The organism is Opitutaceae bacterium, assembly GCA_015075305.1.
In the GTDB taxonomy this organism is placed as follows: Bacteria; Verrucomicrobiota; Verrucomicrobiia; order Opitutales; family Opitutaceae; genus UBA6669.
This window is the reverse complement of sequence record JABTUS010000001.1, coordinates 671,388-696,488: the sequence shown is the minus strand read 5'-3', so window position 1 is coordinate 696,488 and position 25,101 is coordinate 671,388. Positions and strand designations below refer to the sequence as shown.

The following is a 25,101-nucleotide window of genomic DNA, read 5'->3' as shown; positions in this document are numbered from 1 at the left end:
GAAGGACTTCGAATCCGGCAACTCAACTGTGCACGAGCACTTTCTCGGAGTCGCTGGGCTTGGTATTCACTCCGAGATGGCAGGTGGGCGTCAGCTGGCGCACCTCAATGATCAGCCCGTAGGCGAGCCCGGGGTGGCGCCGGGCTATTTCGGTGGCCTCGTCAAGGCTGGTGACCAAGAGTTTCACATAACCGCCGATGGCTTCCTTGGCCTCGGGAAACGGACCGTCCACCACACGCGTTCCGCCGTTCCCGGAGACAATGCGTGTATCCAGTTCCAGCGGCTGGCCTTCGGTCGCCTTGCCTTCGGCGACGAGCCCCTCGAACCAGGCGTTCCATCGCGTGATCAGTTGCTGGCGTTGTTCCGCCGAAAGGTGGGCGTGCGTTTCCGGACCGGAGTTCCGGAAGAAGAGCATGTAGGGCAGGGGAGTTGCTTTTGAGGACATGGGTCAATGATGGTTTGGAGAGTTGCTTCAAATCCTCCAACGAACATTGGCAGGCAAATTGGACACCGGCGTGAAAAGTGGCTGATTTGCGGACCGAGGGGTCGAATGGTGGGATGTGTTTCTGGGTCGAACCATCGCGGCTTGGCTGGTCATGAGCCAAGCTCAAGACTGGACAATCTTCAATCCCCGTGTCCGGAAGGAGCAGTGTGCTTCGTTGAACTCATTGACCGCACAACCCATGGCCCATTCTGGCACTTGCCGGTGCTGCTTGATCTGTCGGGGGTGTCGGTCTAGATCCACTCAAGCTCCCCCCACGTCCCCCAATGCTTAAAGTCATCCTGCTCGCCCTCGCGGCGATTGTTGTGATCATTCTGGCGCTCGCCGCCTTTCAGCCCGCGGAATTCCGCGTTTCACGCAGCGCGACAATTGCCGCGCCGGCCTCCGCCATATTTGCCGAGATAAACGACTTTCACCACTGGCAGGCCTGGTCGCCATGGGAAAAGCTGGACCCAGCCATGAAGCGCACATTCGAGGGACCGGCGTCCGGCATTGGCGCGCATCTATGGATGGAGGGCAACAAGAGGTCGGATCCGGCGGATGACGATCGCGGCGAGTCGTCCGTCGGATCTCATTCGAATCCGGCTGGAATTCCTCAAGCCATGGGAGTCCCAATGCGTGACAGAATTCACCCTCGTGCCACAAGGTAGCGCAACAGTCCTGACCTGGAGCATGTCCGGTCCCAATAAATTTATAGGCAAGCTCATGTGTGTCTTCATGAGCATGGACAAGATGATCGGCGGCGACTATGAGGAGGGACTCGCCAGTCTCAAGTCGCTCGTCGAGGCGAAGTAGACGCTTCTCCCAACATCAATCCTCTCTCTTCAATCCTCAATCTCTTGATCCCATGCCAAAGTATGTCGATGGATTTGTCATCCCTGTCAGGAAGCAAAAACTGAAGGAGTATTTCGCCCTGGCCAGGAAGGCGTCCAAGGTGTTCCGCGAACTTGGCGCGCTCGAATACAAGGAGTGTGTTGGCGACGATCTTGCCATCAGTTTCGCCCTGGCGTTTCCAAAGGGCATCCGCGCAAAGCCCGGCGAGACCGTTGTCTTTTCCTACATCGTGTACAAGTCGCGCGCCCATCGCGACAAGGTGAACGCGGCCTTCATGAAGGATCCGCGCGTGGCCGCGATGTGCGATCCGAAGAAGGCGCCGTTTGACTGCAAACGCATGCTCTACGGCGGCTTCAAGGCCGTCGTCGACGCCTGATCCGGGCCGCCTGTTTGCCAGGGCTGTATGTGATGGTTCCCGATTGAACGCTGCCATTGGCGCGACGCGTGTCTGATTCCGAGAGCACCGTTCGTTGAGACAGTGAACGATTCAAATCAACCCTTCGAACAACCAACCCGATGTCCGCAAAAACTCACACCATCCGCCTGCACCGCGTCATGCGCTCGAGTCCCGAGAAGATCTACAAGGCCTTCCTCGATGCCGATGCACTCGCCAAATGGCTTCCTCCCTTTGGCTTCACCTGCAAGGTTCATTCGATCGATCCCAAGGTCGGCGGCAGCTTCCGGATGTCATTCACCAACTTTGGCACCGGCCATGGCCACTCATTCGGCGGACGGTACCTGGAACTCGTCCCGGGTGAGAAACTCCGCTACACCGACACCTTCGACGACCCGAATCTTCCCGGTGAAATAGTTGTCACAGTGGCGCTCAAGAAGGTGTTGTGCGGCACTGACGTGAGCATCGAACAGGCGGGAGTGCCCGCGGTGATACCGGCGGAAATGTGTTATCTTGGCTGGCAGGAATCACTCGTGCAGCTCGCCAATCTCACGGAGCCCGACATTCCGAACGGCTGATGTGAGGAAAGTTCTGCAGTGCGACGGAACATCCAACTCACACTGCACGCATGCTCCGTCAAGGCGTACACCAGGTCGAGTCGGGAATGGTCTGCGAGGAAAAGCCTGGGCCGCTCCACTTCAGCCGAAACCGCGAGAGGCCAAGGGCGCTGCGCAGGCAGGAAAGGCGGATGGGGTGGAGGCCGGCCGCAAGACGAACCGTCGCGCTCTTTTCCGCACCTGATTCATAGCCGTAGTCGGCGTCGATGACGGTCGCGTCGTGCAGACGCAGCAGCGCCTTGCTGTTTGATGCGAGGTGAAAGGTGTACTCGCCGTCTTCCGGAACCTTTAGAAATCCCGTGAACAGCACGCCGTCCCCATCGGTGATTTCTCCAGCATCAGGATCGGCGCGGGACGCGCGTCCGGATGCCACGGGCTTCAATGCATTGAAATCGGGCAGCCAGGGAAAGTCGCCTTTGTACGCATTCCATTCCAGTCCCTGACGCGGCGCTGAAGCGTCGACTGCAGGAATGAGTGCGGAATCGTAGGGCCGAGGTGCAGCGGGGTCGGGACGTCGCGAACCCAGCGCAATCGCATGCAGGCGCGCCTGCATGGCCGCGTTTTCGGGATTGTTGGCGAGATTCCTGGTTTCCCTGGGATCCGAGGTGAGGTCGTATATCTCGAACGGATCGGCCGGGGTCTTCACGTCGTAGCGGACTCCGATCAGATCGCCCAGCCGGACAGCCTGCATTTGATTGCGGTGGCGGTTGCGGTGCGAAGGATCAAAGTCCGCGTAGCCGGGCGTGGTGCCGGTGACGAAGTACTCGAAATAGAGCGCGCGGGTTGAACTTGGGTGTTTGATACCCGCGAGCGCGGGCAGGAGCGAAATGCCATCGGCTCGCGCAGGCGGAGGCATCCCCGCTGCCACGGCAAAGGTGGGCAGCCAGTCCCATTGCGCGCTCGGTTCCGCAACGACCCGCCCCGCTGGAATGTGGGCTGGCCAGCGCGCGATCGTGGGCACGCGCGAACCGCCTTCCCAGAGGTCGCGCTTGATGCCGTCGAAGGGAGCGTAGCTGCGGAAAAACTCCGGCGTGAAGGGCTGCCCGGGCAGCATGGATTCCGTCTCGGGACCGTTGTCGGACGAGAACACCACCAGCGTTTGAGAGTCGATGTGGAGGTCAGCGAGAAGCTGCAGAATATCCCCGACACAGTCATCGATCCTGCGCACGCTTGTGGCCTGGCGCTGATAAACCTCAGGCCACGGTTGCCCTGTGCGGGCAGGGAGAAATTCAGGATTGGTCCACGAGTCCACTGTGCCGGTGGCCGTGTTGATCATGTGGCCGGGCTTGCCCAGCCATTGAAGCCCTCCCTTCTGTCCGCCGCCCGCGGGGTAGGCCTGAGTCGGCAGTTCGAGCACCGCATGTGGCGTGTCGTACGCGAGGTAGAGAAAGAACGGTTTCTCGCGTGACGCGGCCGCGTGCTCGCTGATGTATTTTTTCGCCCGGGCCGTGAAGAGATCGGTTGTGTAACAACGGTCGAGGTCGGACCTGACGTCGGTTCGGTCGTCCCAGACGAAAACCGGACCACGGACTTTCGCCTTGGCTGCAAAGTAGGGAGCTTCCTTCGGGTAGTGTTCGTGTCCGTCGATGTGGCGAAGCACACCATAGAAGTGATCGAAGCCCCGGTTGAGCGGATGGGCGGGCGCGTGGGGATCGGCGCCGGTCGGGCCGCCACCGACGGGCTGGCCGTGGAGCCCCCACTTGCCGATCGCCATCGTTGCGTAGCCCGCCTGACGGAGAACGGTGGCGAGTGTGTGGTTGTTCTCCAGGGCCTTGTCGAACTGGTTGTCGCGAACATTGGCATGGCCCTGATGGACGCCGAGGAGCAGGGAGGCGCGGGAGGGTGCGCAGACGGGGGCGCCGGCGTAGTGGTTTGTCAACCGGGTGCCTTCGGCCGCCATGCGATCGAGGGCTGAGGTCTTGAATCGTGTTTGTCCGAAACAGCTGAGGTCCCCGTAGCCGAGATCGTCAGTCAGGATGAAGATGATGTTCGGGCGATCCGCGGCATGAGCGCCGAGGAAAAGCAGAATGCCAAGGAGGACCCCGGCGCTGCGGAGCAATCTCATTGCAGGGCGCGTTCGCGTTCGGCGACCAGCTTTGCGGTCAGCGACTTGACGCGCTCCGGTTCCGCGGCGGCGAGATTGTGCGTTTCCTCGAGATCGTTTGCGAGGTCGTAGAGTTCAGGTCCCTTTGCGGTTTGAACCAGCTTCCAGTTGCCGTCGCGGAGCGCAAAGTACACCGTGCGATTGCCCTGGAGAACAAGCGGCGGCCTGGGCGTGGCTCCTGCTTCCAGCAGGAGAGTGGATTTGAGATTGATTCCATCAGGCGCAGCGCCGGTTGAGAGCCTGCCGCCCACCAGATCTACAAACGTGGGGAACAAGTCGACCAGGGCGAGGAGCGCGGAGGATTCGCGTCCGGCGCGAATGTGGCCGGGCCAGCGCGCGAGGAAGGGCACGCGATGGCCTCCCTCGTAGAGCTGACCCTTTTGTCCGCGCAGGATGCCATTGGGCTTCTGTCTGTCGTGCAGTGCATTTGTCCCGTCGTCATAGGTGTTTTTGACGGCACCGCCGTTGTCCGAGGAGAAAATCACGAGCGTGTTCTTCGCCAGTCCGAGGCGGTCGAGAGTTCCAAGCACCTCTCCGACGGTCCAGTCGAGCTGATGGATGACATCGCCCCGCCAGCCGCAGTCGCTTGTGCCTCGAAAGCGAGGGTTTGGCACCATGGGTTCATGGATGTCATGTGGCGTGAGCAGAAGAAAGAAGGGCTTGTCCGCTTTTTGGCGTTCGAGGAAGGTGACAGCCTGTCGGGCGAGGGTGTCGGCGATCGTTTCATCGACCCATTGGGCGCGGTGGCCGCCCGTCATGAATCCGATGCGGCTGATGCCGTTGACAATGGCGTCGGAATGCGAGGCGTCGCCCTTGATCTTGAGCCAGTCCTGATGCTCGCTGCCGATGGGCTCGTTGCCGATGCGGCCCTTGTAGCTGACGGTGATGGGGTCGGTGGGCTCGAGGTCGATGACGCGATGATTCTGCACGAAAACGCAGGGCACGCGGTCACCGGTGGCGGGAATGAAGAACGCGTAGTCGAACCCGAGCTCGACCGGGCCCGGCTTCAGATCGGTGTTGAAGTCCGGGGTGGTGGCGCCGAGCCCCAGATGCCATTTTCCGATGATGCCGGTTGAGTATCCTGCGGACTTCAGTGCGGAGGCGATCGTTGGAGTCTCCGGAGAAATGAGCAGCGGAGAGTCGCCGGGAGCGATGCCCGTGCCGGGCACGCGCCAGGCATATTTCCCTGTGAGCAGCGCGAAGCGTGTTGGTGTGCAGACGGAGGCCGTCGCATGCGCGTCGGTGAATCGTGCGCCATCGCGGGCGAGCCGGTCGAGGTTGGGCGTGCGAACGTGGGTGGCGCCGTAGCAGCCGAGGTCGCCGTAGCCGACGTCATCGGAGAGGATCAGGACGATATTGGGACGGTCCGCGGCGATGGCTGCGCTTGCGAGTAGAAGTGTGAGGGTTGAAGTCAGATGTCGCAGGCGCATGGCATGTGGGATTGCGTTGAGTGGTGCTGATGGGTGGGTGGACTTGTGCTTCGGGTGTTCAATGGGCGCGGGCCTATCTGGAGCTCGTTGCGGCAATGGCTTCCCCGACGCTCTTCACACCGATCGATGGATGGTCCTTGGGATTCGGCGGGCCGTCGACGCCGCCCTTGGGCCAGTCGGCGCTGTCGGCGTACTGGCCGTCGTCCTTGAATTCCTTTTGAAGGCGCGCGATCTCTCCCTTGAGTTCCGCAAACTTGGCGGCGATCGCCGGCTGCCTGGCCTCTTCAGGATTGAACAGCAGATTGTGCTGCTCGTTCGGATCCCTTGTGAGGTCAAACATTTCGTAGGCGTTCTGTTTCCAGTAATAGACCAGCTTGTGCGTGGCCGTGCGCACGCCGAGGTGGGCGCGTGTGTTGTGGTGGCCGGGATCGTGATAGTAGCGGTAGTAGACGGAGGTGCGCCAGGCAGCGGGCTTTTCTCCGTGCAGCAGCGGCACAAGGGAATGCCCCTGCATCGATGCGGGAATCGGAAGACCGGCGAGTTCCATGAACGTTGGCGCAAGATCTATGTTGGCGACAAATTGCGAGGGCAGGCTTCCAGCCTTGATGCCGGGTCCGCGCACCAGGAGGGGAACACGAAGACCTGGCTCGTACATGAAGCGCTTGTCGTAGAGACCAAGATCGCCGAGGTACCAGCCATTGTCGGCGGAATAGATGACAATGGTGTTTTTTGAGAGCCCGGTCTTGTCCAGGTAGTCGAGCACGCGGCCGACCCCGTCGTCCACGCCCTGCACGCAGGCGAGGTAGTCCTGCATGTAACGCTGGTATTTCCAGCGCACCAGCTCGCGGCCCGTGAGTACTTTTCCGTTCACGGTGACCTCAATCGGTTTGGTGTGCAGCCAGGCGTTGCGTTCCGCGCCCTTGAGGTCGGCGGGTGGCTCCATTTTCAGGTCGAGGCGGGTCAGATCGCGGGCAACCGTCTGCTCGTTCTCGGGAAGCGCGGTGGGCCGCGTGGCGTAGTCGTCCCACAATGTCTCCGGCTCGGGAATGACGCGGTTCTTGAAGAGCGCCTTGTTGCGCTCGTCAGGTTCCCACGGGCGGTGGGGTGCCTTCTGGTGCAACATGAGGAGGAAGGGCTTGTCCTTTGGACGCGTGCGAAGCCATTCAAGCCCGAGGTCGGTGGTGACATCCGTGCAGTGGCCCTTGATGGTGACCTCCCCCCCGGGAATCACGAATGTGGGATCGTGATATTTGCCCTGACCGACGAGCACGATCCAGCGGTCGAAGCCCGTGGGATCGGAGCCGAGATGCCATTTGCCGATAATTCCCGTGTGATAACCGGCGGCCTGGAGATGCTTGGCGAATGTGTCGCGCGAGCCGTCGAAGCGATTGAAAACAGGCACACCGTTGAGATGGGAGTACTGGCCCGTCAGCAGCGTGGCCCGGCTGGGTGTGCAGATCGAATTGGTGACAAACGAGTTTGTGAAGCGCGCCCCCTCCTTCGCGAGCCGGTCGATGTTCGGCGTCTGGTTCACCTTCGATCCATACGCGGAAATCGCGTGGTGGGCGTGGTCGTCGGAGAAAATGAACAGGATGTTGGGACGTTCGGCGGCGAAGGCCGTCGCGCCAAGGAGGCAGGCGAGCAGGGACAGTCGGTATTTCATGGGCGGGAAATCAGGGCGATCGGATGCGATCAGGAAGCGTGATCGAGAACGTGAGGACGTGCAGTCTTCCCCACGATTCCGACATCTGCAAGCGCGACGCTCTGGGAAATTGTCGGACTACCTGTCCTGGCGGATTTTCGGATACATGGCTGTATCTCCTCGTTCCCCCCGGAGGCGCGCGTGTGCGGCGATTCTCGGGGAGACAGGGCGCGCATACCAGGCGATTGAAGTGTTGGCGGGCAGTTTCTGAGTCAGCGAGGAAACGAGGCCCTTGAGTTCCTTCTCCCGGCGATGGGGGGCCTGGCCATTGGAACCACAATGCAGCCGAGAAAGCATCCAGTGAAGGGAACGATCGTCATCCAAGAGTTTTGCGCCATGGAGCTGGCAAAAGTGAGATGCACTGAGACCTGGCCGCCATGCCGATCACCTCCTGCGCGCCGAGATTGGCGCCGACGAAACCGAGGGCGCAGATCCAGGCTGGCAGGGACCGCCCCGATTCGAAGAAGTCGGAGCTCGTGCGCAGATGCTTCCTCAATGTCCAGCCGATGCCCAGGACGAAGGCAAAGTAGAGGGCGAGGATGAGGTAGTCGACCCAGACGAGATCGAGGAGCACGGAGTTTGCAGGGGAGTTCATGAAGGGGTGCCCGCGAGCCAGCGGAAGGGGTTGTCTATCCAAATGGCGTTGAGTTCGTGCTCGCTGAATCCCTCCTCACGGAGCCGCGCCGTGAAATGGGTGAGCAGGTAGGCGTACCCGGGGCCGCCGCCGTAGGATTTCAGATAGGATCGGCGGGCGAGATCCCCGCCAAGCGTGAGCCGGTCGAGAAATCCGCCGTCAATCATTTCCCGCATCAGCCGGATGACGACGCACTCGGGCTGGTACTTGAAGCGGCTCGGGGTGTCGTATTCGAGTAGGACGCCGGTACGGGCGAGCTTGCGATGCAGCCAGTAATCCGCGTTGCGGTCCATGTGGCAGATGAGGATCCGGGCGGAGGGCACGCCCGCGTCGTTGAGGCGTTGCACGATCTCGAAGCACTCGAGTCCGCTCTCCGTGTGGGCGAAAACCGGACACCCGGTGCGCTGATGCACGCGCCCGATGACGCGAATGAGACGCCGGGTGATGTCGTCGAGGTGGTTGCAGTTGCCGGCGACCTTCATTGCGCCGGCCTTGACCCGGCAGCGCTTGACAATCGGACCTTGGTATTCGTTGAGATCGCAGCCCTGCTCGACTTCGGCGGCGATGAGCTCGGTGAGTTCATCCTCGGAGTAGTGGCCGCGCCAGTGATCCGGCCAGTAGAACGCACCCTTGTGAAAGCCGGACGCTACGATGACCGGGATGCCGGTCGCCTCGGAAACCTTGATGAGTTTGCCGACATTTCGACCGCTGGAAACCGGCATGGTGTCGACTATGGCGCCGCCTCCGGCCTCGCGCCAGTCGACGACGTCCTTGATCGCGCAGTCGACGCTGTCGAGGCGGAAATCCGGCTCCTTGACGACGATCTGCCCGGAGTCGATGAAGAGGTGTTCGTGAGCGTTGATGCGACCGAGGCGCTCCTTCGGAAGCGGTCCGAGCGTGGTTTCGATGGTGAGGCTCATGCGGGAGTCTTTGATTCGATGGCGAAGTCGCGGCCTCTGAGAGCCGCCCCTATCCAGCCGGCGTCGTCGATGAATCGCGCAGCGCGAATTGGAATCGGGTGGTCGGGAGGCACGCGGAAAGCCGCGGCGTTCAGGGTGGCCTCGAGTCGCGGCAGGATGACGCCGGCCGCGTGCATGGGACCGCCGGCGAGCACGATCAGGTCCGGCGTGTAGGCATAGTAGGCGTTGAGCACAACCGCTGCGAAACGATCGAGCCAGCGATCAAAGATGTCGGTGATGACCGGATCCTTGCGCCGCACGGCGCGGGCGATGTCGATGAACACGATTTCGTGCGGCGGCTTTTTCCCAAGCGAGGAGGGCAGGCCACGGGCGAGGTGGTCGCGCACGGACTGCACAAGCGCCGTGACGGAGGCGAGGCTTTCGCCGGTGCCGCGAGGGCCGGTGAGGCAGCGCGGTCCGTTGATGTCGATGATCATGTGACCGCACTGCGTGCCTCGCTGAAAATGCCGGTCGGTCAGGAGGCGGCCATCGAGCACCACTCCCGATCCGATGCCCGTGCCGAGTGTGAAGACCACGAGATTGGCGCATCCGCGCCCCGCGCCCGCGCGCCATTCGGCGAGGCAGGCAAGACGTCCGTCATTGTCGGCGGTCACGGGCACTTTCCATCGCTGGCGGAGAAACGGGACGGTGCGGTGGCGGTCGAGCCCGCGGATCTTTCCCGGAAGATAGACGCATCCGACCGCGGGATTGACCGGACCGGTGATCGCAGCGCCAATGCCGCCGATGTCCCCTGGTGCCTCCTGGAGCAGCCGGGAAACGAGTTTGTCGAGCTGGCGCTCAAGAGCCCGCAGCGACTGCCTGGCCTGCGTGTCCTCCACAGAACGCGCAAGAATCCGGCCGGCATCGTCAAGGATGCCGCCCTTGATGCGAGTCCCGCCTATGTCGAAGCCGATCCAGTTCATTCGAGAATGGCGCCTTGCGAACGGAGGGTGGAGCGGAGGTGCGCCGGATCGAGATCCGCGAAGGCTCCGCGCGAGCCTGCGATCAGGGATGCGGCCGCTCCGGCGGCCTGCCCCATCACCATGCATTGTCCCATTGAGCGCACGCTGGCATGGGCGTCGTGGGTCGCGGAGAAGCAGCGGCCGGCCACCGCGAGATTGTCGACGCCCTTTGGCACGAGCGTGCGATACGGGATGCCAACGCACTGGCCGTCCGGAAGGTAGGACCATCGCGTGCCGTCGCCGTCGTGGTGATCCTCGATGGGCGCGCCGCAAAGCCCGATCTGGTCGTCGAACTGGCGTGCGCCGAGCACATCCTCGCGGGTGAGGCGATAGAGACCCTGAACGCGGCGGGTTTCGCGCACGCCGATCTGCGGACCGAAAGTGGCGAGGCGGGCGTGTTCGTAGCCGGGCACGCGGTCGTGCAGGAATCGGATGTATTCGAGAGCCTGCTCGCGTCCGTCCATCTCGGCGCGCGTGAGGAGATCCGGATCGGTGGCATTGATCACCGAGCCGTCGGCGCGGCGCTCGACCGAATTGAGGCGCGTCATGATCGTGGCAGTCATGCCTTCGACGGGCGTGATGTGGTCGGAGCCCTCCCGGCGCGGGAGCTTGTAACCGAGTGCTGATGCGGCTTCGGCCATGAGGGCGTGCAGGCGGTCCTTGTTGATGGTGCGCCGCTGCGCCATATCGACATTGGCGACACGGAAGGAGGTGGTGAGCGTTTGCGCGGGGGCCTCCGCGCCGGCGAGTTCGAAGGGCACGCCTCCGAATGCGCAGAGATCGGCGTCGCCCGATGCATCGATGAATGTGCCCGCCCGAACGAGCTGAAGGCCGGATTTCGTTGCAACGACGAGAGCCTCGAAGCGATTCCCGCTGCGGACGACATCCTGCACGGTGGCGTGCAGCAGGACATGGGCCCCGGCTCGGCGGACCAGGCGCTCCCAGGCGATCTTGAGTTCATCCGGGTGATAGGTGATGCCCGTGCCGGCGCCGAAAGTGTTGGGCCGTTCGATCACCAGGCCGATTGCGCGCATTTCGGCGACCAGATCGTCGGGGATTCCGCCGACAACCCTGCGGTTGGTTTTTCCCGGAGTGTAAAATCCGTAGAAGGTGTCGAGCACGGCGGTGGATGTTCCCCCGAGGAATGGAAGTTTCTCGATCAGGAGCGTGCGAACGCCTGCGCGTGCGGCCGCGATGGTTGCGGTGGCTCCGGAGGAACCGGACCCCACAACCACAAGGTCGAATTCACCGTAGGTCGGAATGGACTTTGAGAACGTGAACATCTCGGGAACGGGCGTCACGATGCAGCGGAGTTTAGCGCGCGCGCATAGCGCCGGCGCTGGTCGCGGATCCAGGCATCGTAGGTGTCGCGCGTGTCGGCGACATGCATGTTGCGAAGGACCGGATGACGGATGCCGCGGGAATCGAGTTCGCGCAGCGTCAGTTCATTCAGGCACTGGATGACGCTCAGCGCACCGACGGATGAAAGCGGGCAGAGCGGATAGTTTCCCGTCTTGCCGGAGACCAGAACGGTGGTGTCGCCCATGGGCATGGCATTGTCGAGCAGATGGACGATGGCGGGCGCCTCCTCGGCGACATGCCAGAAGGTTTTCCCCGAACTGTGCTTTGGAGCGCCCTGACGGGCCTGCTCGCGGCAGCAGAGGAGGACAAGTGGGTTGGCCGGGTGGATCTGGCGCCAGGCGAGGGCCATGTCGACGGCGGCGGATGTCTGGCCCGTGGCGGAGATGGCGAGCAGCGGCTCACCAGGGGCGACGTCCACCTCGGCCAGCAGCTGCCGGCCGAGCCCCTCGACCTTTTCAAGCGTCTGGTTGAGCCGGATGCCATTGGGGCCGACGACATCGACAAAGGAGACTAGGCCCGTCTGAAGCAGCGGGTGAAACCCGGTGAGGGCGCCGATGCGGATGCACAGCTCCTCGACGGCGAGGCGGGAGTGTCCGTTGGCGTAGACATGGACAACGCCGCCGGCGCCAAGGGCGTCGGCGAAGAGCCTCGCGACATCTGCGAGGGCGGCATGCTGGGCGCGAAGGGAGAGCCGGACGCGCTGAAGTTGATCGGGAAATGTGAGCTCCGGCAGGACTGCGGAAGAGGGCATGACCGGGAGTGTAACCGGTTTTACGGCTGGAAGCATCCAGAAAGGACCGCCATTCTTTCCGGATAAATAGGACTCATGCCGGACGTTCGATTTGAAACCTTTGGCCTGGCGGCGAAGCTGCTTTCGCCCCCGCGTGCGATGGAGCGGATCCATCATCACAGCGAGATTGAGATCAACTATCTGCTGAAGGGGGAGGTCACGTACCTGCATCGCGGGGTGATGAGGCGGCTGGTTCCCGGGCGGTTGACAATGTTCTGGGGGTCGACGCCGCACACGCTAGTCGCGGCCGACCGCCGCAGCCGGATGGCGTGGATAACGGTGCCGCTGGCGTGGGTGTGGAGTTGGAATCTGCCGCAGCGTTTTGTCAGGGGGCTGATGGAAGGCAACTGGTGGGTTGCGCCTGCGGACAATGCCGGACGTTTCGCAGTGCTCGACTGGGTGAAGGAACTTGCCAATGCGGATCACCAGCAGCAGCGGCGGTTGTTGTACGAATTTCAGGCCTGCCTGCTCTGGATGGCCGAGCGGGCGGATGTTGAGAGGAACACGCTTGGGAATGCCCGGGTGAAATCCGTGCCCAACAACCTCAGGCACGTCGAGGCGATGGCTCGATGCATGGCTGAGCGTTATCACGAGAAACTGACGGTTGCGGAGATCGCGGCGTCGGCGGGACTCCATCCCAACTATGCGATGCCGTTGTTCCAGCGCCTGTCCGGCATCACGATAGGCGACTATCTGCGCCAGTGCCGCGTGACGAATGCGCAGCGCCTGCTGCTGCTCAATGACGACAAGGTTGTGGACGTGGCGCTGGCGTGCGGATTCGGGTCACTCAGCGCGTTTTATGAAGTGTTCGGCCGCTGCGTCCGCGAGTCGCCCCAGGCCTTTCGCCGCCGCATGCGCGAGTGAGGGAAATTGCGATCCGCGCAAACACCGGTGGCCCGCGAAGTGGATTTTCAGCACCCAATGGGCAAGCTCCCTCGTGCCCGGCTCGAATAGCGACACAGAATCTCCATTGCCCAATGGGACTGAACCATCGAATGCAAGTGACCGATTCCCAATGGAGGGGCACGCTCCGTCGTGACCTGGGGACGCGCATGGCAAAACAGCGCCGGATGGTTCTCACTCACGCCGAGGAAACAGGATTCGCGGAGAAGATGCGATCCGGTGAAGGGATAGCTGCAAAGACAGCGGACTACCGGGAGGCCTGCGATTGCGGGGAAACTGTGCTCCAGGCCGCTTCGGCCTCTGACTTTATCGGGGCGAGCACACGTCCATGGATCACGTGAACCAAATAATCCGACCAAAGGCGCCAGTAGGGCTGAGGCCAGAAATCCTGCTCGTACCAGGTCGTGCCACGCAGAAGCGTATGGCCGTTTTCCTGGGCGATCAGTCTGAATTCACCCCGCTGCGATCGGAAGAAACCGTCGATATGGGGGGGATGCACGCGGGAATAGAACGACAGTTCCTCCATCGGCGCGGGCTGGCTGATCACGTCGAATGCCAGTCGCTCGTTCTCCTCTCATGCAGTGATGGGCTCGACAAACGCCCCGGTGGAGAATTCGCAGTGGCGCAGTGCGCCCTCACCGCGGCCCTCGAGGCGCGCGCGGAGCGGATACGCGATGCCTGATGCAAAGATCAGTTCGCGTGGCGGAGGCAGCTCTCCGAATTCAATCACGTGCCGCCACACCACATCCGGCGGGGCTGCGATGCTGCATTCGGTCGCGACCGAATACTGGGACAGCGGCAGCCCGACTTTCGCTTCAGCCGCCAGGAGCGCGGGAAGCAGCAGCCAAAAGAAGGCATAGAGCCGTCCCTCCCGCTCGGCCTGTCGCTGCGCCACCGACCGTCCTGGCACTCCGCCAGATGGCTTGAAGGGGTGTTCAGCATGGCTCCGGTCAGGGTCTGACCGACGATTGAATTGAATCGTGGGAATCGGTTGAGGTGTCAACGACCACGGCCAGTCATGCCCCGGGCGGGTTCTGCTTGCCTCGAATCCACTTCCCCGATGCGCCCCTCTGCAGGTGCTATTACGCCGGCGAATCGATCCTCGAAATATCTCCATGCCGATGAGATCGCCGGCAGTCGCCGGACGATGAGGAGTGCGAAAAGTGAGGTTTGACCCCTTTGGCTTGGGGATTGGATTTTAATGGGTTTGATCCGGTGATAGGTGACAAACAGTCCAGGGTGATGGGTTACACTTTTATGATGCCTAAAATTGGACCTTTGTGTAGCGCGCAACACCACAGCCGGCCAGCATCGGAGGCGATGCGAAGAAAGGTCGGCTGTGGACGTTTTACCCATGAAAACCCGATACGCCCTTTTTGAAAGCCTCCGATTGTCAGTCTCGCCATGCTGTCCGTCTAGAGCATGTCCGAAAACATGCATTCTTGATGGCAAGAATGTAACCCATCACCATGGACAATCTGTCACCTATCACTCCGGATCATACCGCCTGGCTTGCGGAGGTCGTGCATTTGGCGCTCGCGGCGCCAGGTGCGTCGATGGCGCGTGTTTGTAAAGTCGCTTCGAGAGGCTGGCACGCACGGTGGCGTGGGGTTGCGTGGCGGCCTCGGGCCCGAGTTTCGGTTCGAGGAGCGCCGGGCGCTTCAGGCGATTGAATCCGTGCGCAAGGCGTGCAGGCGGCTGATGGAATGATTCCTTGCGGGATTCGGGCAGTGGAATAGGGTACGGTCAGGATTGTCGACCGGTTGGCTTGAACCCAGTCGGCGGGATCCGAGGCTGAGAAATAACCACCATGAAATTCCTGACACCGGTCTGGCTTGTTTTGGGACTGTTCGCGCTTGATGTTTCGCTTTCGGCGGCGGGCACGAAATCACGTCCCAATGTCCTGTTCCTGGTATCCGACGACATGCGTCCCGACCTGGCCTGCTATGGGGGGCAGGTTGTGAGTCCGAATCTCGACCGCCTGGCGTCGCAGGGCGTGCTCTTCGAGCGGGCGTATGCGCAGCAGGCCGTGTGTTCGCCGTCGCGCTCCAGTGTCATGACCGGTGCGCGTCCGGACACCACGAAGGTCTGGGATCTCGAGACTCATTTCCGCACGGCGATGCCCGACGTGGTCACGCTCGGCCAGCATTTCAAGAACAACGGCTATTTCACTCAAAGCATCGGCAAGATCTATCATGGCGGTTATGATGATCCGCCGACCTGGAGCGTGCCCTCCATCATGCCGAAGGCGCCATGGTACGCCAATCCCGCGGACATGGTTCAACCGGGGGAGCAAAGCGGCGGCAGGAAGGTGCGCGGCGCGGTCTATGAAGGGGCGGATGTGCCGGACGACTATTTCACCGATGGGAAAACTGCCCGGCTTGCGGTGGACACACTCAGGGAACTGGCCGACAGGAAGAAGCCGTTCTTCCTCGCCGTTGGGTTCCTGAAACCTCATCTGTCATTCGTTTCCCCGAAGCGGTATTGGGACCTCTACGATCCCGCGAAGATCCAGCTTGCGCCCAATCCCTTCTATCCCAAAGGCGCGCCCGACTATGCGATCCAGCGTGGTGGTGAGATTCGCACCTACCGCGGCGTTCCAGCGGGCGACATTCCGCCCGACCTCGCACGCCGCCTGAAGCATGCGTATTATGCGGCGACCAGTTATGTCGATGCACAGGTGGGACTCGTTCTGGATGAACTGGAGCGCACGGGGCTCCGGGAGAATACAATCGTGGTTTTCTGGGGCGATCATGGCTGGAAACTCGGCGAGCACGATGCCTGGGGAAAACACTCGAATGTCGAGAACGACACGCGGGTGCCGTTGGTCATTTCCGCTCCGGGGCTCCCGTCGGCGGGATCTCGCACCCGCGCGCTTGCGGAGCTTGTCGACATCTACCCGACGCTGTGCGATCTGGCAGGCCTGCCGGAGCCTTCGCATCTTGAGGGAAACAGCTTGAAGCCCGTTCTCGAGCATCCCAGCCATTCGTTCGCACCTGCGGCATTCAGCCAGTATCCGCGCAGCGTCAAACGCGACGGATCCGGAAGGAACCTGCGGCTCATGGGCTACTCCATGCGCACGGATCATCATCGCCTGACGGTGTGGACCCATCGGGACGATCATTCGATCATTGATGCGGTGGAGCTGTACGATTCCGACGCCGACCCTCAGGAGAACATCAACATCGCCCATGATCCGGCGCAGGCCGGCGTGCTGGCGAGATTGATGAGCCAGTGGCGTGAAGGCTGGCAGGGCGCGCGGGCTTCGGTTCAGGCGAGCCAGTGAGCCTGGATCTGCGCTGCGACGTCTCAGGCCAGCGCGATGAAACGCATCGCGTGGGGGCGACTGACACTTAAGGAACGAATCCCATGGATGACGCGGGCTGTGACGGAGTGAGCGAGATTACAGACGTCGGCGCTCGCCCCGTCCGACGGGGCATGATTTTCACGATCGTCGCCCTGACGCTGCTGATGGTTTCGATCGATGCGACGATCGTGGCGACGGCGCTGCATGCCCTGCAGCAGGCGATGGACACGACGGTGAACTGGGCGGGGTGGACGCTCACGTCCTATTCCTTCGGTTATGCGTTGATGCTGCCGATCAGCGGGGCGCTCAGCGAGCGCTTTGGGCGCCGGCGCGTGTTTCTGGCATCGGTGATCACGTTCACCGCCGCGTCGCTTCTCTGCGGACTTGCGGACAACATCGCGGTGCTCGTTGCTCTGCGTGCGATTCAGGCGGGTGGAGGGGCGGGGTTCATGCCGTCGGCAACGGCGATCATCGTCGACTATTTCGGGGATTCCCGCGATCGGGCTGTGAGTCTTTTTGGAAGCATCCTTCCGATCGGCTCTATGATTGGACCGATATTCGGCGGCTTGTTCGTGACCTACTGGAGCTGGCGCGCGGTGTTCTACGTCAATGTGCCGATCGGCATCGCTGTAGTGGTCGCGGCGCTGCACTACATCCCTCGCGACCCGCGCAGGCGTCGGGCCAGGGACTTCACCCTGGACTTCCCGGGCATTGCGCTGCTCGGCGTCGGACTGATCACGGGGATGCTGGCGGTGAGTCACCTGGGTGGTGCCGAAATTCATGTGCTATCGCTTTCCTTCCTCGTTCCCGCGGCTGCCGCTGTCGCCTCCCTGAGGCTGTTTTTTCGCCACATCAATCGCGCGGTGGATCCGCTGATTGCGCCGGAGCTGATTCGCGGGCCGAATTTTGGGGCGGTGAATCTGATCAATGTCATTCACAATGGCATGATGCTGGGTGCGGTTGCGCTGATTCCGCTCTACGGAACCAACCGGTATCACTTGAATGCCTTTGATTCGGGAACGCTCCTGCTTGCCCAGGGCATCGCATCGGTGGTGGTCTCTTTTGTGGCTGCGATGGCGCTTCGCCGGACGGGTCACCGGCTGCCACTCTATGCCGGCAGTGTCATCCTTGCGTCGGGAATGGCGCTGCTGGCAGTGCCACCACCGGCGGGCCTGTCGCCGCACGCCTGGCTGGCCGCGGCGGCGGGCGTCATCGGCGTCGGCATCGGAGCCATAAATCCGGCGAGCCGCAATGCGGGGCTGCAACTGGCGCCCCGCCGGTCGTCGACGCTGGCGGCTCTCCGTTCGCTGGGCCTTCAGATCGGTTCGATCATCACGGTGTCGACGACGACGGCGATCCTCACAGGTGCGAACGCTCCCGGCATGGCGCAGGCCTGGGTCTATGCCACGATGGCCCTCGTCCTCGTTGCCGCGCTTCCGCTCATTTCAAGGATACCGGAGCACCACGGGTCCTGGTAGGGGGCCTGCGTCCTCATCGCAACGAAGGCGCCCGGAGCGCAGATCCGCCAATTTCGGAAAGGTCCTTGACTCAGTCCGCGCAGCTGGCGTGAAATTGGCATGACAATGCTGAATAATTATACGGATTTGTTGTTCTAGCCCCAGATTCCAGGATGGCATCCATCCCGCCACACGGCCCAGCGAGGCCACCCGTCGAGCCATGAAGGCTCTTGAATCGCCCCTCCGGCGGCGCTGGTTCATTCTGGCGGTCATTTTTGGGGCCATCGTGCTCAATTATGTCGACCGGCAGATCCTCTCGATTCTCAAGCCGACGTTGAAGACGGAGTTTGGATTCGACGATCGCGGATATGCGGTGCTGGTGAATGTGTTCACGGTCTGCTACGCGCTGATGTACCCTGTCGCCGGATGGCTGGTGGACCGATTTGGCGCGCGCATCGTGATGCTCACGGGCATTGTCACCTGGTCGATGGCCTGCCTGGGAGCAGGGTTGACCCGTGGTTTCGGTTCCTTCGCCGTCTTTCGCGGACTACTCGGGCTGAGCGAACCCACGGCGTTTCCGTCGCAATTGAGGGCGGTGACCCTCTGGTTTCCCGGTTCACTCCGTGCGACGGCGAACAGCGTGTGTGTGGCCGGGGGGACCTTTGGGGCGATTATTGCGCCGCCGCTGGTCGCGTGGCTCGCGCTTTCGTTCAACTGGCACAGCGCCTTTCTTGTGCCGGGCGCGCTGGGCCTTCTGATCGCTTTGCTCTGGTTTGTCATCTATCGAGATCCTCCGACCGCGATTCTGGAGCAATCGACGACTGGGGGAGTGGGCGGCGGCGCGGCGGTCGGATTCCGGTGGCTCGATCTGTGGCGGACGCGGACACTGTGGGGTATCCTGTTGATTCGTTTCATCAGTGATCCGGTCTGGTATTTTTGTCTCTTCTGGCTGCCGGGTTACCTTCAGGAACAGTCGGGATTGTCGCTGGCGCAGGTGGGCATGATTGGATGGATTCCCTTTCTTGCGGCGGATCTCGGAGGGATTGGCAGCGCCGCTTGGTCGGACTGGATGGTTAGAAGGGGCCGTGCGCCCCTTGATGCCCGCAAACGCATGCTCACGGCGATGGCCTGCCTGGCGCCGCTGTGTGCCCTGACGCCCCATTTTCCGCATCCCGCTGCGACACTCCTGATCTTCAGCCTGGTGGCCGCCGCGTGCCTGAGCTGGTTGTTCAGCCTCAGTGTTGTCATCGCGGAATCGTTTCCCACGGCAAACGTCGCGAGCGTGCTCGGCATCGCCGGAGGATGCGGCGCGGCGGGAGCCGTTGTCTTCAACAGTTTTGTGGGTGAAATGATGGCAACGCTTGGACCGGCCCGCGTATTTGCGGTCATGGCCTTGCTTCACCCGATTGCGACGGTTATCCTTTGGACCCTGGTGCGTCCCGAGCGGCCTCGCGCAGCACTCCCATGAAGATGATTCACATACTGGTCTGCGTCGCAGGAATGGCATCCGCGTTAACCGCGGCTCCGGATCGAAGCCTGCTTCTGATATCGATCGATGGTTTGCGTCCCGACTACATCAGTGAGGCCGACAAGAACGGGATGAAGATCCCCCGTTTGCGCGAACTTTGGAAGGAAGGCGCGCATGCCTCGGGCGTGCGCGGCGTGCTGCCATCGGTCACATATGCGAGCCACACCAGTGTTGTCACCGGCAACTGGCCGGCGGTGCATGGCGTTGCGGCCAACAGGCCCTTCAATCCGAACGACAAGGCGGTCAACCGGTGGTACTGGTACAACGACGAGATAAAGGTGCCGGCGATCTGGGACGCGGCGACCGCCGCCGGTTATGAAGTGGGAAGCGTGAGCTGGCCGGTAACGGTGGGGGCACCCGGCATCAAGTACAACATTCCTGAGTTTGCCGGCACAAAAACCGGCGAGGACGTCAAGATCATCCGCGGATTTGCCGGAGGGGCATTCATGGACGCGCTGGCGAAAAAGGCGGGTGTGTACATCAATGATGCCAAGGATGGCACGCGCCGGGATTGGTCGCGCACCCGGTACCTTCTTGAAATCATCCGCCAGCATGGTCCACGGGTGCTGCTTGTGCATCTGGTTGCGCTGGATCACGAGCAGCACGCTCATCGGCCCTTCTCCCGTGAGGCGAAGCACGCGCTGGAGGAGATCGACGCGATGGTTGGTGAGGCGGTTGATGCCATGCGTGGTGCGCACCCGGATGCCGCGGTCTGCGTGGTGTCGGACCACGGCTTCTCCGCCGTTGATCATGCCCTTGCCATCGATGCGGCCTTTGTCCGGGAAGGGCTCGTCAAACTCAAGGGCGGCGGCGCCACGATCGAAGCCGCCGGCGTAAAGGACTGGGTCGCGATGCCCTGGCTTTCGAGTGGCTCGGTGGCGATTGTGATGAAGGATCCCAGGGATGCCGAAGCCAGGAAGCGCGTGAAGGTGTTTCTCGATCGCCTGGCCGCCGATCCGGCCAATGGCATTCATGCGATCCTTGACCGGGACGCCATCGCCCGCCTCGGCGGCACGGCGCAGGCCGAGTTCTGGCTGGATTTGAAGCCCAGCTTCACATCGAGCTCACGTCTTGTTGGATCGGGCCTGGTTGAGCTGCGCGACGCGGGCACCCACGGGCACGTGCCCACGCACCCGGAGATGAATTCAACCTTTCTGCTGGCCGGCCCAGGCATCCGGACCGGAGACATTGGCGTCATCGACATGCGCAGCATTGCACCGACGCTGGCCGCCTGGCTGCGGGCGGCTTTCCCATCGGCGGCATTGCCGCCCCTGGACCTGTTTTCGGCAGCCTCCCATTGATCAACCAAGGCCGAAGTTTTCCGCATGAAGCCAGCATTGCAATCATCCATTCGTGAACCCGCACGCTCGGTTCCGGTTCGAGAAGAGTACGACGTTCTCGTCGTTGGGGGTGGCCCGTCAGGCCTCACGACGGCGCTTGCCGCGGCCGAGGATGGGCTGAAGGTGGGGTTGATCGAAAGCCGCAGTTTTGTCGGCGGCAACATGACGATCGGTCTGCCAGTGCTGGGCTTTCTGGGGCAGAAGAAGAACCAGATCATCCAGGGGCTGCCCCAGAAATTCATTGACCGCCTGCGCCTCGTCAAAGGGGCGAGCGAGCACCGCTGGTGTCCTCTTCACATGGGCATCACGCTGGTCGAGCCCGAGGCTGTGAAGACGGTCGCGCTGCAGATGCTGACCGAGGCGAAGGTCGACGTGAACTTCTACACCTTCTGCGCCGGCGTCATCATGGACGGCGATGTGATCCGCGGCATCATCACCGAGAGCAAGAGCGGGCGCGAGGCCGTGCTCGCCCGGATCGTGGTGGACTGCACGGGCGACGCCGATGTGGCGTACCGGGCGGGTGTGCCCTGCGAGAAAGGCAGCAGGGAAACGGGCGGCATGCAGCCGCCGACGCTGATGTTCTGCCTTGCGGGCGTCGACACCGAGAAGCTTCGCATGAGCATCGCGCACCACACGCGGACGTATCTGACCGACTTCATTCCCGCCGAGTATTTCGGCCAGAACAACCAGTTCATCGTTGTGGGCCTGCGCGAGCTGATTGCCCGTGCGCGCTCCGAACGGAAACTCAACATCCCGAACGAACGCACCATCATCATCACCGGACTTCGCGAGGGTGAGGTTTGGATCAACATGACGCGGGTTGCCGGCACGGACGGAACCGACGCACGCAGCCTGACAGCGGGGGAGATCGAGGCGCGGCGCCAGATCGATGACATCCACGTCTATCTGAAGAATTATGTTCCGGGTTTTGAAGACTGCTATTTCGCAAAGACCGCGCCGTTTCTGGGAATCAGGGAGACGCGGAGAATCGTCGGACAATACACGATGACGCAGGAGGATGTGCTGGGGTGCAGGCATTTTGACGACAGCATCGCGGTCGCCAGTTATCCCATCGACATCCATCGACCGGGCGACGAAGGCTGCACGCTCATCTGGTGCGGTGACTGCTATGACATTCCCTACCGCTCCCTGGTGCCGCAGAAGGTGAGGAATCTGCTTGTTGCGGGACGTTGCATTTCGACCACGCACGAGGCGATGGGCGCCATTCGTGTGATGGCGACCTGCATGGCGATGGGCGAGGCAGCGGGGCGCGCGGCCAGGCAGGCTATCCGCTCGGGCGTTTCACCCGATCAAATCGACGTGAGGAAACTTCAGGCCGAGTTGCTCGCGAGTGGCGCGTATCTGCGTCCGGCGCAAGTGTGAGTCGACGCACCTGGCGGGAAAGTCCGGGATCAGAGCGACTTTATTCATACGTCCACTTGTGGAACCAAGGGTCCCGGGTTTTGGACTGGAACGCCTTGAGTTTTGAAATGAGCTCGTTCTTCAGGGAATCGCTCGCGGGATCATCTGCCAGGTTGACCACCTCATCCGGATCCCGCTGCAAATCGTAGAGTTCGAAACGCGGACGATGCAGGTAGTCGTAAATGCGACGGCGGCCAAAGGTGCCGGTGCCGGATTTCTCGGCGCTTATCCATGTCGGTGATTCGATCAGGTCGAGCGCCGAGGGGTACGTGAGGCCGCTTGCGATGTTCCAGATCAGCTTGTAGCGCCGGGTGCGCAGCATGCGCATCGGGTAGTACATGGTGATTTCGTGAAAACTGTGGGACCCATAAATCTCGTCCCAGCCTGTCAGCCTGCCTCCATCGAGTGCGGCGCGGAATGAACGGCCGTCAAAACCGTCCGGCGAGGCGGGTGCTCCGACAAAATCGAGAATCGTCGGAGCGAGATCGACCCATGAAATCATGGCGTCCTCCACAATGCCGCGCCTGGGCTGGCGGGGGCTGCGTATGATGCAGGGAAGCCTGATGCCCGGATCGTAGAGCGTGGTTTTTGCACCGGGGAAGGCCACCCCGTTGTCAGAGATGTAGATGATGAGCGTGTTGTCGTATTTTCCGGCAGCCTTGAGGAGATTGATCAGATGGCCGACTCCCTGGTCGAGGCGCGAGACGGCCTGGTAATATTGCGCAAGTTCGCTCCGGCATTCCGGCGTGTCTGGAAGAAAATGTGGCACGATGACCTTGTCCGGAGAGTAGACTACAGGCGTAATTCCCGGATAGCCTTGAGGACGGTTGCCAAAGCTGTTGGGAAGCGGGTACGTCTCGAAGGTGGGGCGTCCGTTGGGAAGGACCGCATTCGCCCGATGCGGATCATCCGTCGCGTAATAGAGGAAGAAAGGACGCCTGTCGTCCGCGTTCAGGAAATTGTTGGCAGCATCCGCCATTTCAACGGGGCTTCGGCCGATTGATTCAGGATCATTGGCTGCGCCGCCCGACAGCACGGTGTCGAATTTGTACACGGCCTCCGGCGCCAGGTGGTATTTGCCTATGCGGGCGGTGCGATATCCCGCGTGTGAGAGAAGCACGGGCAGGCTCTTCACTGAATCGAAGGACTGGAAATGATGAACCTGATGCTGGAGCCCGTACATGCCGTTGTGATGGTCCTGAAGCCCGCTCAGGATGACGGCGCGCGATGGGCTGCAGCTTGACGTTGTGCAGAAAGCCTCGGTGAAACGGATGCCCTCGCTTGCCAGCGCGTCGAGAGCGGGCGTTTTGATCACCGGATTGCCATAGCAGCCAAGCGCTTCGGTCCCGTGATCGTCCGCGACGATCAGCACGACGTTGGGGCGCGCAGATGCAGCATCAGATTCCGCACCGCGCAACGGTGCCGCCAGGAGCAAGCCCGATACGATCAGCGATGAGAGGATTGATCCCGCGCGGCGAAGGCTGCGGCAGACCTCGTTTGAGGAGATTGTCATGTCAGGACGAATACGCGCATGCCGGCGTTGTTGCGAATCATCTCTCGTATTCTTGGAGCGGAGGGCACAAGTCTCACGGCGTTCTGGACAAACTCGGAACGGTGGCGGGTGCGCGCAAATCGACGGATGTTTTCAATGAAACCGCGGATTTGCCGCCGAATCAGCGGAGAAAGGCTTTCGGTGGGAGCGTGGCATTGAGTCCGCCAGCGGGGTCGTTGGCCAGTTCCGGCCGGGCTAGGAATTTCTTCACGGCCTCGAAGCCGTCGGAGGGACTGGTCGCCCAGAACAGGTAGTTGAGTTTGAGTGTGTCGCGCGCGAGTTTGAGATGTGCGCTGATCGGAAAAAGCTTTTCGTCCTCCGGAGTTATCACAATCGGACTGCCGTTGAGCGTCTTGTCGCCGCGCTGCAGGTGCCAGCGCTTCTTGTCCGCTTCGCGGTAGTTGGTCGACTGAACGGCGGCCCCCATGGGCACGGTGCCTCCCAACTTTGCATACAGGCGGTAGACTCCTTTCTTGGGATCCTTGAGGGAGGGCGATACGCCGGGATAAACATCCGGTCCACCCATGCCCACGCCTATCTCCTTTTCGTAGTCGGTCAGCTCATCCAGCAGCGATGGGGGAAAATTGGTGTATTGAATCACGACTGTGTCGGGAAACGCGTGCCGCAGGGTGGTCATGGTCCGCTTGAGTGCTTCGAGATAGACCTGATCGGTGTAGGTCTCGACGCCGGCCTGAGGGGACTTGTCGAGGTAGGCATTGGGAGCGCTCTCGGGAAGGTTGACCGCCTCGAGGTTCGAATTGCGGTCGAATTCGCGTCCCAGCGCGATGATCACGGCGTCGAGACGATCAGCGACGTTTCGGTTCCAAAGGACAGGATTCAGAGCACCCTGCACAGTGGCGTAGACACCGCCGCCATATTCAGGTCCCGTGATGTAATCGGGCACGCTGCGCTGCCCCCGTGAAAACGATTTGTGCGTGAACTGCATCACGATTTGCCGGTTATACTTCCTGGCGAGCGCGAGGTCCGCCCGGAGTTCGGAGAAGTCGTAGCGTCCCTTTTCAGGCTCGAACTCGCGCCAGGAGTAAATCTTCTGAACGCCGCGGAAGTGTGGCAGCGTCAGCACTTTCTCAGACAGCTTGTCACCGCCCACAAAGACATAGTGGCCGGGATGCCATTTCACGCCCGCAGGACTTGCGGCGTAGGATGCGGGAACAAGGAGAAGCGTGGAGAGCAGCGTGCGGATATTCATGGGCGAATCGAAGATGAGCGTGGTGAAGCGGTGAATGCGTGGCTGACCGGGGGCGTTTGAAGTTGTCGCGAATTAGAGTATCCCGAAAAACG

The 25,101-nt window shown here is 61.8% G+C and carries 21 protein-coding genes and 2 pseudogenes; 9 read left to right on the top strand and 14 right to left on the bottom strand.

What is annotated here, in order from left to right:
* Positions 1-22 precede the first annotated feature (22 nt).
* The gene (locus tag HS122_02830; protein MBE7537333.1) at positions 23-445 is read right to left on the bottom strand and encodes a hypothetical protein; all 423 of its coding nucleotides are present in this window, start codon (positions 443-445) and stop codon (positions 23-25) included.
* Between the two features lie 323 nt (positions 446-768).
* Here HS122_02830 and HS122_02825 point away from each other — a divergent pair.
* From HS122_02825 to HS122_02815, 3 genes and pseudogenes are all read left to right on the top strand, one after another.
* Positions 769-1,297 (top strand): annotated as a pseudogene (locus HS122_02825) (SRPBCC family protein).
* A 52-nt stretch (positions 1,298-1,349) separates the two neighbouring features.
* Complete coding sequence (locus HS122_02820) at positions 1,350-1,712, top strand: DUF1428 domain-containing protein (GenBank protein ID MBE7537332.1); 363 nt, start codon at positions 1,350-1,352, stop codon at positions 1,710-1,712.
* Positions 1,713-1,852: 140 nt separating this feature from the next.
* On the top strand, positions 1,853-2,308 hold the full coding sequence (locus HS122_02815; protein MBE7537331.1) for an SRPBCC family protein: 456 nt from the start codon (positions 1,853-1,855) through the stop codon (positions 2,306-2,308).
* A 58-nt stretch (positions 2,309-2,366) separates the two neighbouring features.
* On the opposite strand, the gene HS122_02810 is transcribed toward HS122_02815, so the two are convergent.
* The 9 genes and pseudogenes from HS122_02810 to HS122_02770 all read right to left on the bottom strand — a co-directional run bounded on the left by HS122_02810 (position 2,367) and on the right by HS122_02770 (position 12,251).
* Entirely contained in the window at positions 2,367-4,412 is a 2,046-nt protein-coding gene (locus HS122_02810; GenBank protein MBE7537330.1) for a sulfatase-like hydrolase/transferase, read from the bottom strand.
* Positions 4,409-5,881 carry an arylsulfatase gene (locus tag HS122_02805; GenBank protein ID MBE7537329.1) on the bottom strand — a complete coding sequence of 491 codons (1,473 nt, stop codon included), beginning with the start codon at positions 5,879-5,881 and terminating at the stop codon, positions 4,409-4,411. The genes HS122_02810 and HS122_02805 overlap by 4 nt, the downstream gene beginning before the upstream one ends.
* 73 nt (positions 5,882-5,954) lie before the next feature.
* Positions 5,955-7,544 carry a sulfatase gene (locus HS122_02800; protein ID MBE7537328.1) on the bottom strand — a complete coding sequence of 530 codons (1,590 nt, stop codon included), beginning with the start codon at positions 7,542-7,544 and terminating at the stop codon, positions 5,955-5,957.
* A gap of 117 nt (positions 7,545-7,661) precedes the next feature.
* Entirely contained in the window at positions 7,662-7,880 is a 219-nt protein-coding gene (locus HS122_02795; protein ID MBE7537327.1) for a hypothetical protein, read from the bottom strand.
* A gap of 73 nt (positions 7,881-7,953) precedes the next feature.
* Positions 7,954-8,136 (bottom strand): annotated as a pseudogene (locus tag HS122_02790) (Na+/galactose cotransporter).
* Positions 8,137-8,174: 38 nt separating this feature from the next.
* Positions 8,175-9,137 carry a hypothetical protein gene (locus tag HS122_02785; protein MBE7537326.1) on the bottom strand — a complete coding sequence of 321 codons (963 nt, stop codon included), beginning with the start codon at positions 9,135-9,137 and terminating at the stop codon, positions 8,175-8,177.
* Positions 9,134-10,099, bottom strand: a complete 966-nt coding sequence (locus HS122_02780) for an ROK family protein (protein MBE7537325.1) — start codon at positions 10,097-10,099, stop codon at positions 9,134-9,136. The genes HS122_02785 and HS122_02780 overlap by 4 nt, the downstream gene beginning before the upstream one ends.
* Complete coding sequence (locus HS122_02775) at positions 10,096-11,421, bottom strand: FAD-dependent oxidoreductase (GenBank protein ID MBE7537324.1); 1,326 nt, start codon at positions 11,419-11,421, stop codon at positions 10,096-10,098. Before HS122_02775 ends, HS122_02780 begins: the two co-directional genes overlap by 4 nt.
* 14 nt (positions 11,422-11,435) lie before the next feature.
* Complete coding sequence (locus HS122_02770; GenBank protein ID MBE7537323.1) at positions 11,436-12,251, bottom strand: SIS domain-containing protein; 816 nt, start codon at positions 12,249-12,251, stop codon at positions 11,436-11,438.
* A 75-nt stretch (positions 12,252-12,326) separates the two neighbouring features.
* Between HS122_02770 and HS122_02765 the strand changes: the two genes are divergently transcribed.
* A complete protein-coding gene (locus HS122_02765) occupies positions 12,327-13,154 on the top strand; it encodes a helix-turn-helix domain-containing protein (GenBank protein MBE7537322.1) in 828 nt (275 codons plus the stop codon).
* Between the two features lie 286 nt (positions 13,155-13,440).
* On the opposite strand, the gene HS122_02760 is transcribed toward HS122_02765, so the two are convergent.
* A complete protein-coding gene (locus HS122_02760) occupies positions 13,441-13,740 on the bottom strand; it encodes a hypothetical protein (GenBank protein ID MBE7537321.1) in 300 nt (99 codons plus the stop codon).
* 27 nt (positions 13,741-13,767) lie between these two features.
* Positions 13,768-14,103, bottom strand: a complete 336-nt coding sequence (locus tag HS122_02755; protein MBE7537320.1) for a hypothetical protein — start codon at positions 14,101-14,103, stop codon at positions 13,768-13,770.
* A 900-nt stretch (positions 14,104-15,003) separates the two neighbouring features.
* On the opposite strand from HS122_02755, the gene HS122_02750 reads away from it, so the two are divergent.
* The 5 genes from HS122_02750 (at position 15,004) to HS122_02730 (ending at position 22,208) form a co-directional block, all read left to right on the top strand.
* Positions 15,004-16,479 (top strand): sulfatase, encoded by a 1,476-nt coding sequence (locus HS122_02750; protein MBE7537319.1) that lies wholly within the window; start codon positions 15,004-15,006, stop codon positions 16,477-16,479.
* A 152-nt stretch (positions 16,480-16,631) separates the two neighbouring features.
* Complete coding sequence (locus HS122_02745) at positions 16,632-17,978, top strand: MFS transporter (GenBank protein MBE7537318.1); 1,347 nt, start codon at positions 16,632-16,634, stop codon at positions 17,976-17,978.
* A gap of 199 nt (positions 17,979-18,177) precedes the next feature.
* The gene (locus HS122_02740; GenBank protein MBE7537317.1) at positions 18,178-19,425 is read left to right on the top strand and encodes an MFS transporter; all 1,248 of its coding nucleotides are present in this window, start codon (positions 18,178-18,180) and stop codon (positions 19,423-19,425) included.
* A 32-nt stretch (positions 19,426-19,457) separates the two neighbouring features.
* A complete protein-coding gene (locus HS122_02735; GenBank protein MBE7537316.1) occupies positions 19,458-20,786 on the top strand; it encodes an alkaline phosphatase family protein in 1,329 nt (442 codons plus the stop codon).
* A 24-nt stretch (positions 20,787-20,810) separates the two neighbouring features.
* Positions 20,811-22,208: an FAD-dependent oxidoreductase gene (locus HS122_02730; GenBank protein ID MBE7537315.1), complete on the top strand. Its 1,398-nt coding sequence runs from the start codon at positions 20,811-20,813 to the stop codon at positions 22,206-22,208.
* Between the two features lie 40 nt (positions 22,209-22,248).
* Here HS122_02730 and HS122_02725 read toward each other — a convergent pair whose 3' ends face one another.
* On the bottom strand, positions 22,249-23,760 hold the full coding sequence (locus HS122_02725) for a sulfatase (protein MBE7537314.1): 1,512 nt from the start codon (positions 23,758-23,760) through the stop codon (positions 22,249-22,251).
* Positions 23,761-23,920: 160 nt separating this feature from the next.
* Positions 23,921-25,009, bottom strand: a complete 1,089-nt coding sequence (locus HS122_02720; GenBank protein ID MBE7537313.1) for a hypothetical protein — start codon at positions 25,007-25,009, stop codon at positions 23,921-23,923.
* Positions 25,010-25,101: the final 92 nt, after the last annotated feature.

Bases quoted from the DNA above. Each gene is read 5' to 3' on its own strand.
- HS122_02780 (MBE7537325.1), bottom strand. From the start codon at position 10,099: ATGAACTGGATCGGCTTCGACATAGGCGGGACTCGCATCAAGGGCGGC.
- HS122_02800 (MBE7537328.1), bottom strand. From the start codon at position 7,544: ATGAAATACCGACTGTCCCTGCTCGCCTGCCTCCTTGGCGCGACGGCC.
- HS122_02820 (MBE7537332.1), top strand. From the start codon at position 1,350: ATGCCAAAGTATGTCGATGGATTTGTCATCCCTGTCAGGAAGCAAAAA.
- HS122_02795 (MBE7537327.1), bottom strand. From the start codon at position 7,880: ATGCTTTCTCGGCTGCATTGTGGTTCCAATGGCCAGGCCCCCCATCGC.
- HS122_02830 (MBE7537333.1), bottom strand. From the start codon at position 445: ATGTCCTCAAAAGCAACTCCCCTGCCCTACATGCTCTTCTTCCGGAAC.
- HS122_02740 (MBE7537317.1), top strand. From the start codon at position 18,178: ATGAAGGCTCTTGAATCGCCCCTCCGGCGGCGCTGGTTCATTCTGGCG.
- HS122_02805 (MBE7537329.1), bottom strand. From the start codon at position 5,881: ATGCGCCTGCGACATCTGACTTCAACCCTCACACTTCTACTCGCAAGC.
- HS122_02730 (MBE7537315.1), top strand. From the start codon at position 20,811: ATGAAGCCAGCATTGCAATCATCCATTCGTGAACCCGCACGCTCGGTT.
- HS122_02725 (MBE7537314.1), bottom strand. From the start codon at position 23,760: ATGACAATCTCCTCAAACGAGGTCTGCCGCAGCCTTCGCCGCGCGGGA.
- HS122_02750 (MBE7537319.1), top strand. From the start codon at position 15,004: ATGAAATTCCTGACACCGGTCTGGCTTGTTTTGGGACTGTTCGCGCTT.
- HS122_02735 (MBE7537316.1), top strand. From the start codon at position 19,458: ATGGCATCCGCGTTAACCGCGGCTCCGGATCGAAGCCTGCTTCTGATA.
- HS122_02810 (MBE7537330.1), bottom strand. From the start codon at position 4,412: ATGAGATTGCTCCGCAGCGCCGGGGTCCTCCTTGGCATTCTGCTTTTC.
- HS122_02815 (MBE7537331.1), top strand. From the start codon at position 1,853: ATGTCCGCAAAAACTCACACCATCCGCCTGCACCGCGTCATGCGCTCG.
- HS122_02720 (MBE7537313.1), bottom strand. From the start codon at position 25,009: ATGAATATCCGCACGCTGCTCTCCACGCTTCTCCTTGTTCCCGCATCC.
- HS122_02785 (MBE7537326.1), bottom strand. From the start codon at position 9,137: ATGAGCCTCACCATCGAAACCACGCTCGGACCGCTTCCGAAGGAGCGC.
- HS122_02770 (MBE7537323.1), bottom strand. From the start codon at position 12,251: ATGCCCTCTTCCGCAGTCCTGCCGGAGCTCACATTTCCCGATCAACTT.
- HS122_02745 (MBE7537318.1), top strand. From the start codon at position 16,632: ATGATTTTCACGATCGTCGCCCTGACGCTGCTGATGGTTTCGATCGAT.
- HS122_02765 (MBE7537322.1), top strand. From the start codon at position 12,327: ATGCCGGACGTTCGATTTGAAACCTTTGGCCTGGCGGCGAAGCTGCTT.
- HS122_02775 (MBE7537324.1), bottom strand. From the start codon at position 11,421: ATGTTCACGTTCTCAAAGTCCATTCCGACCTACGGTGAATTCGACCTT.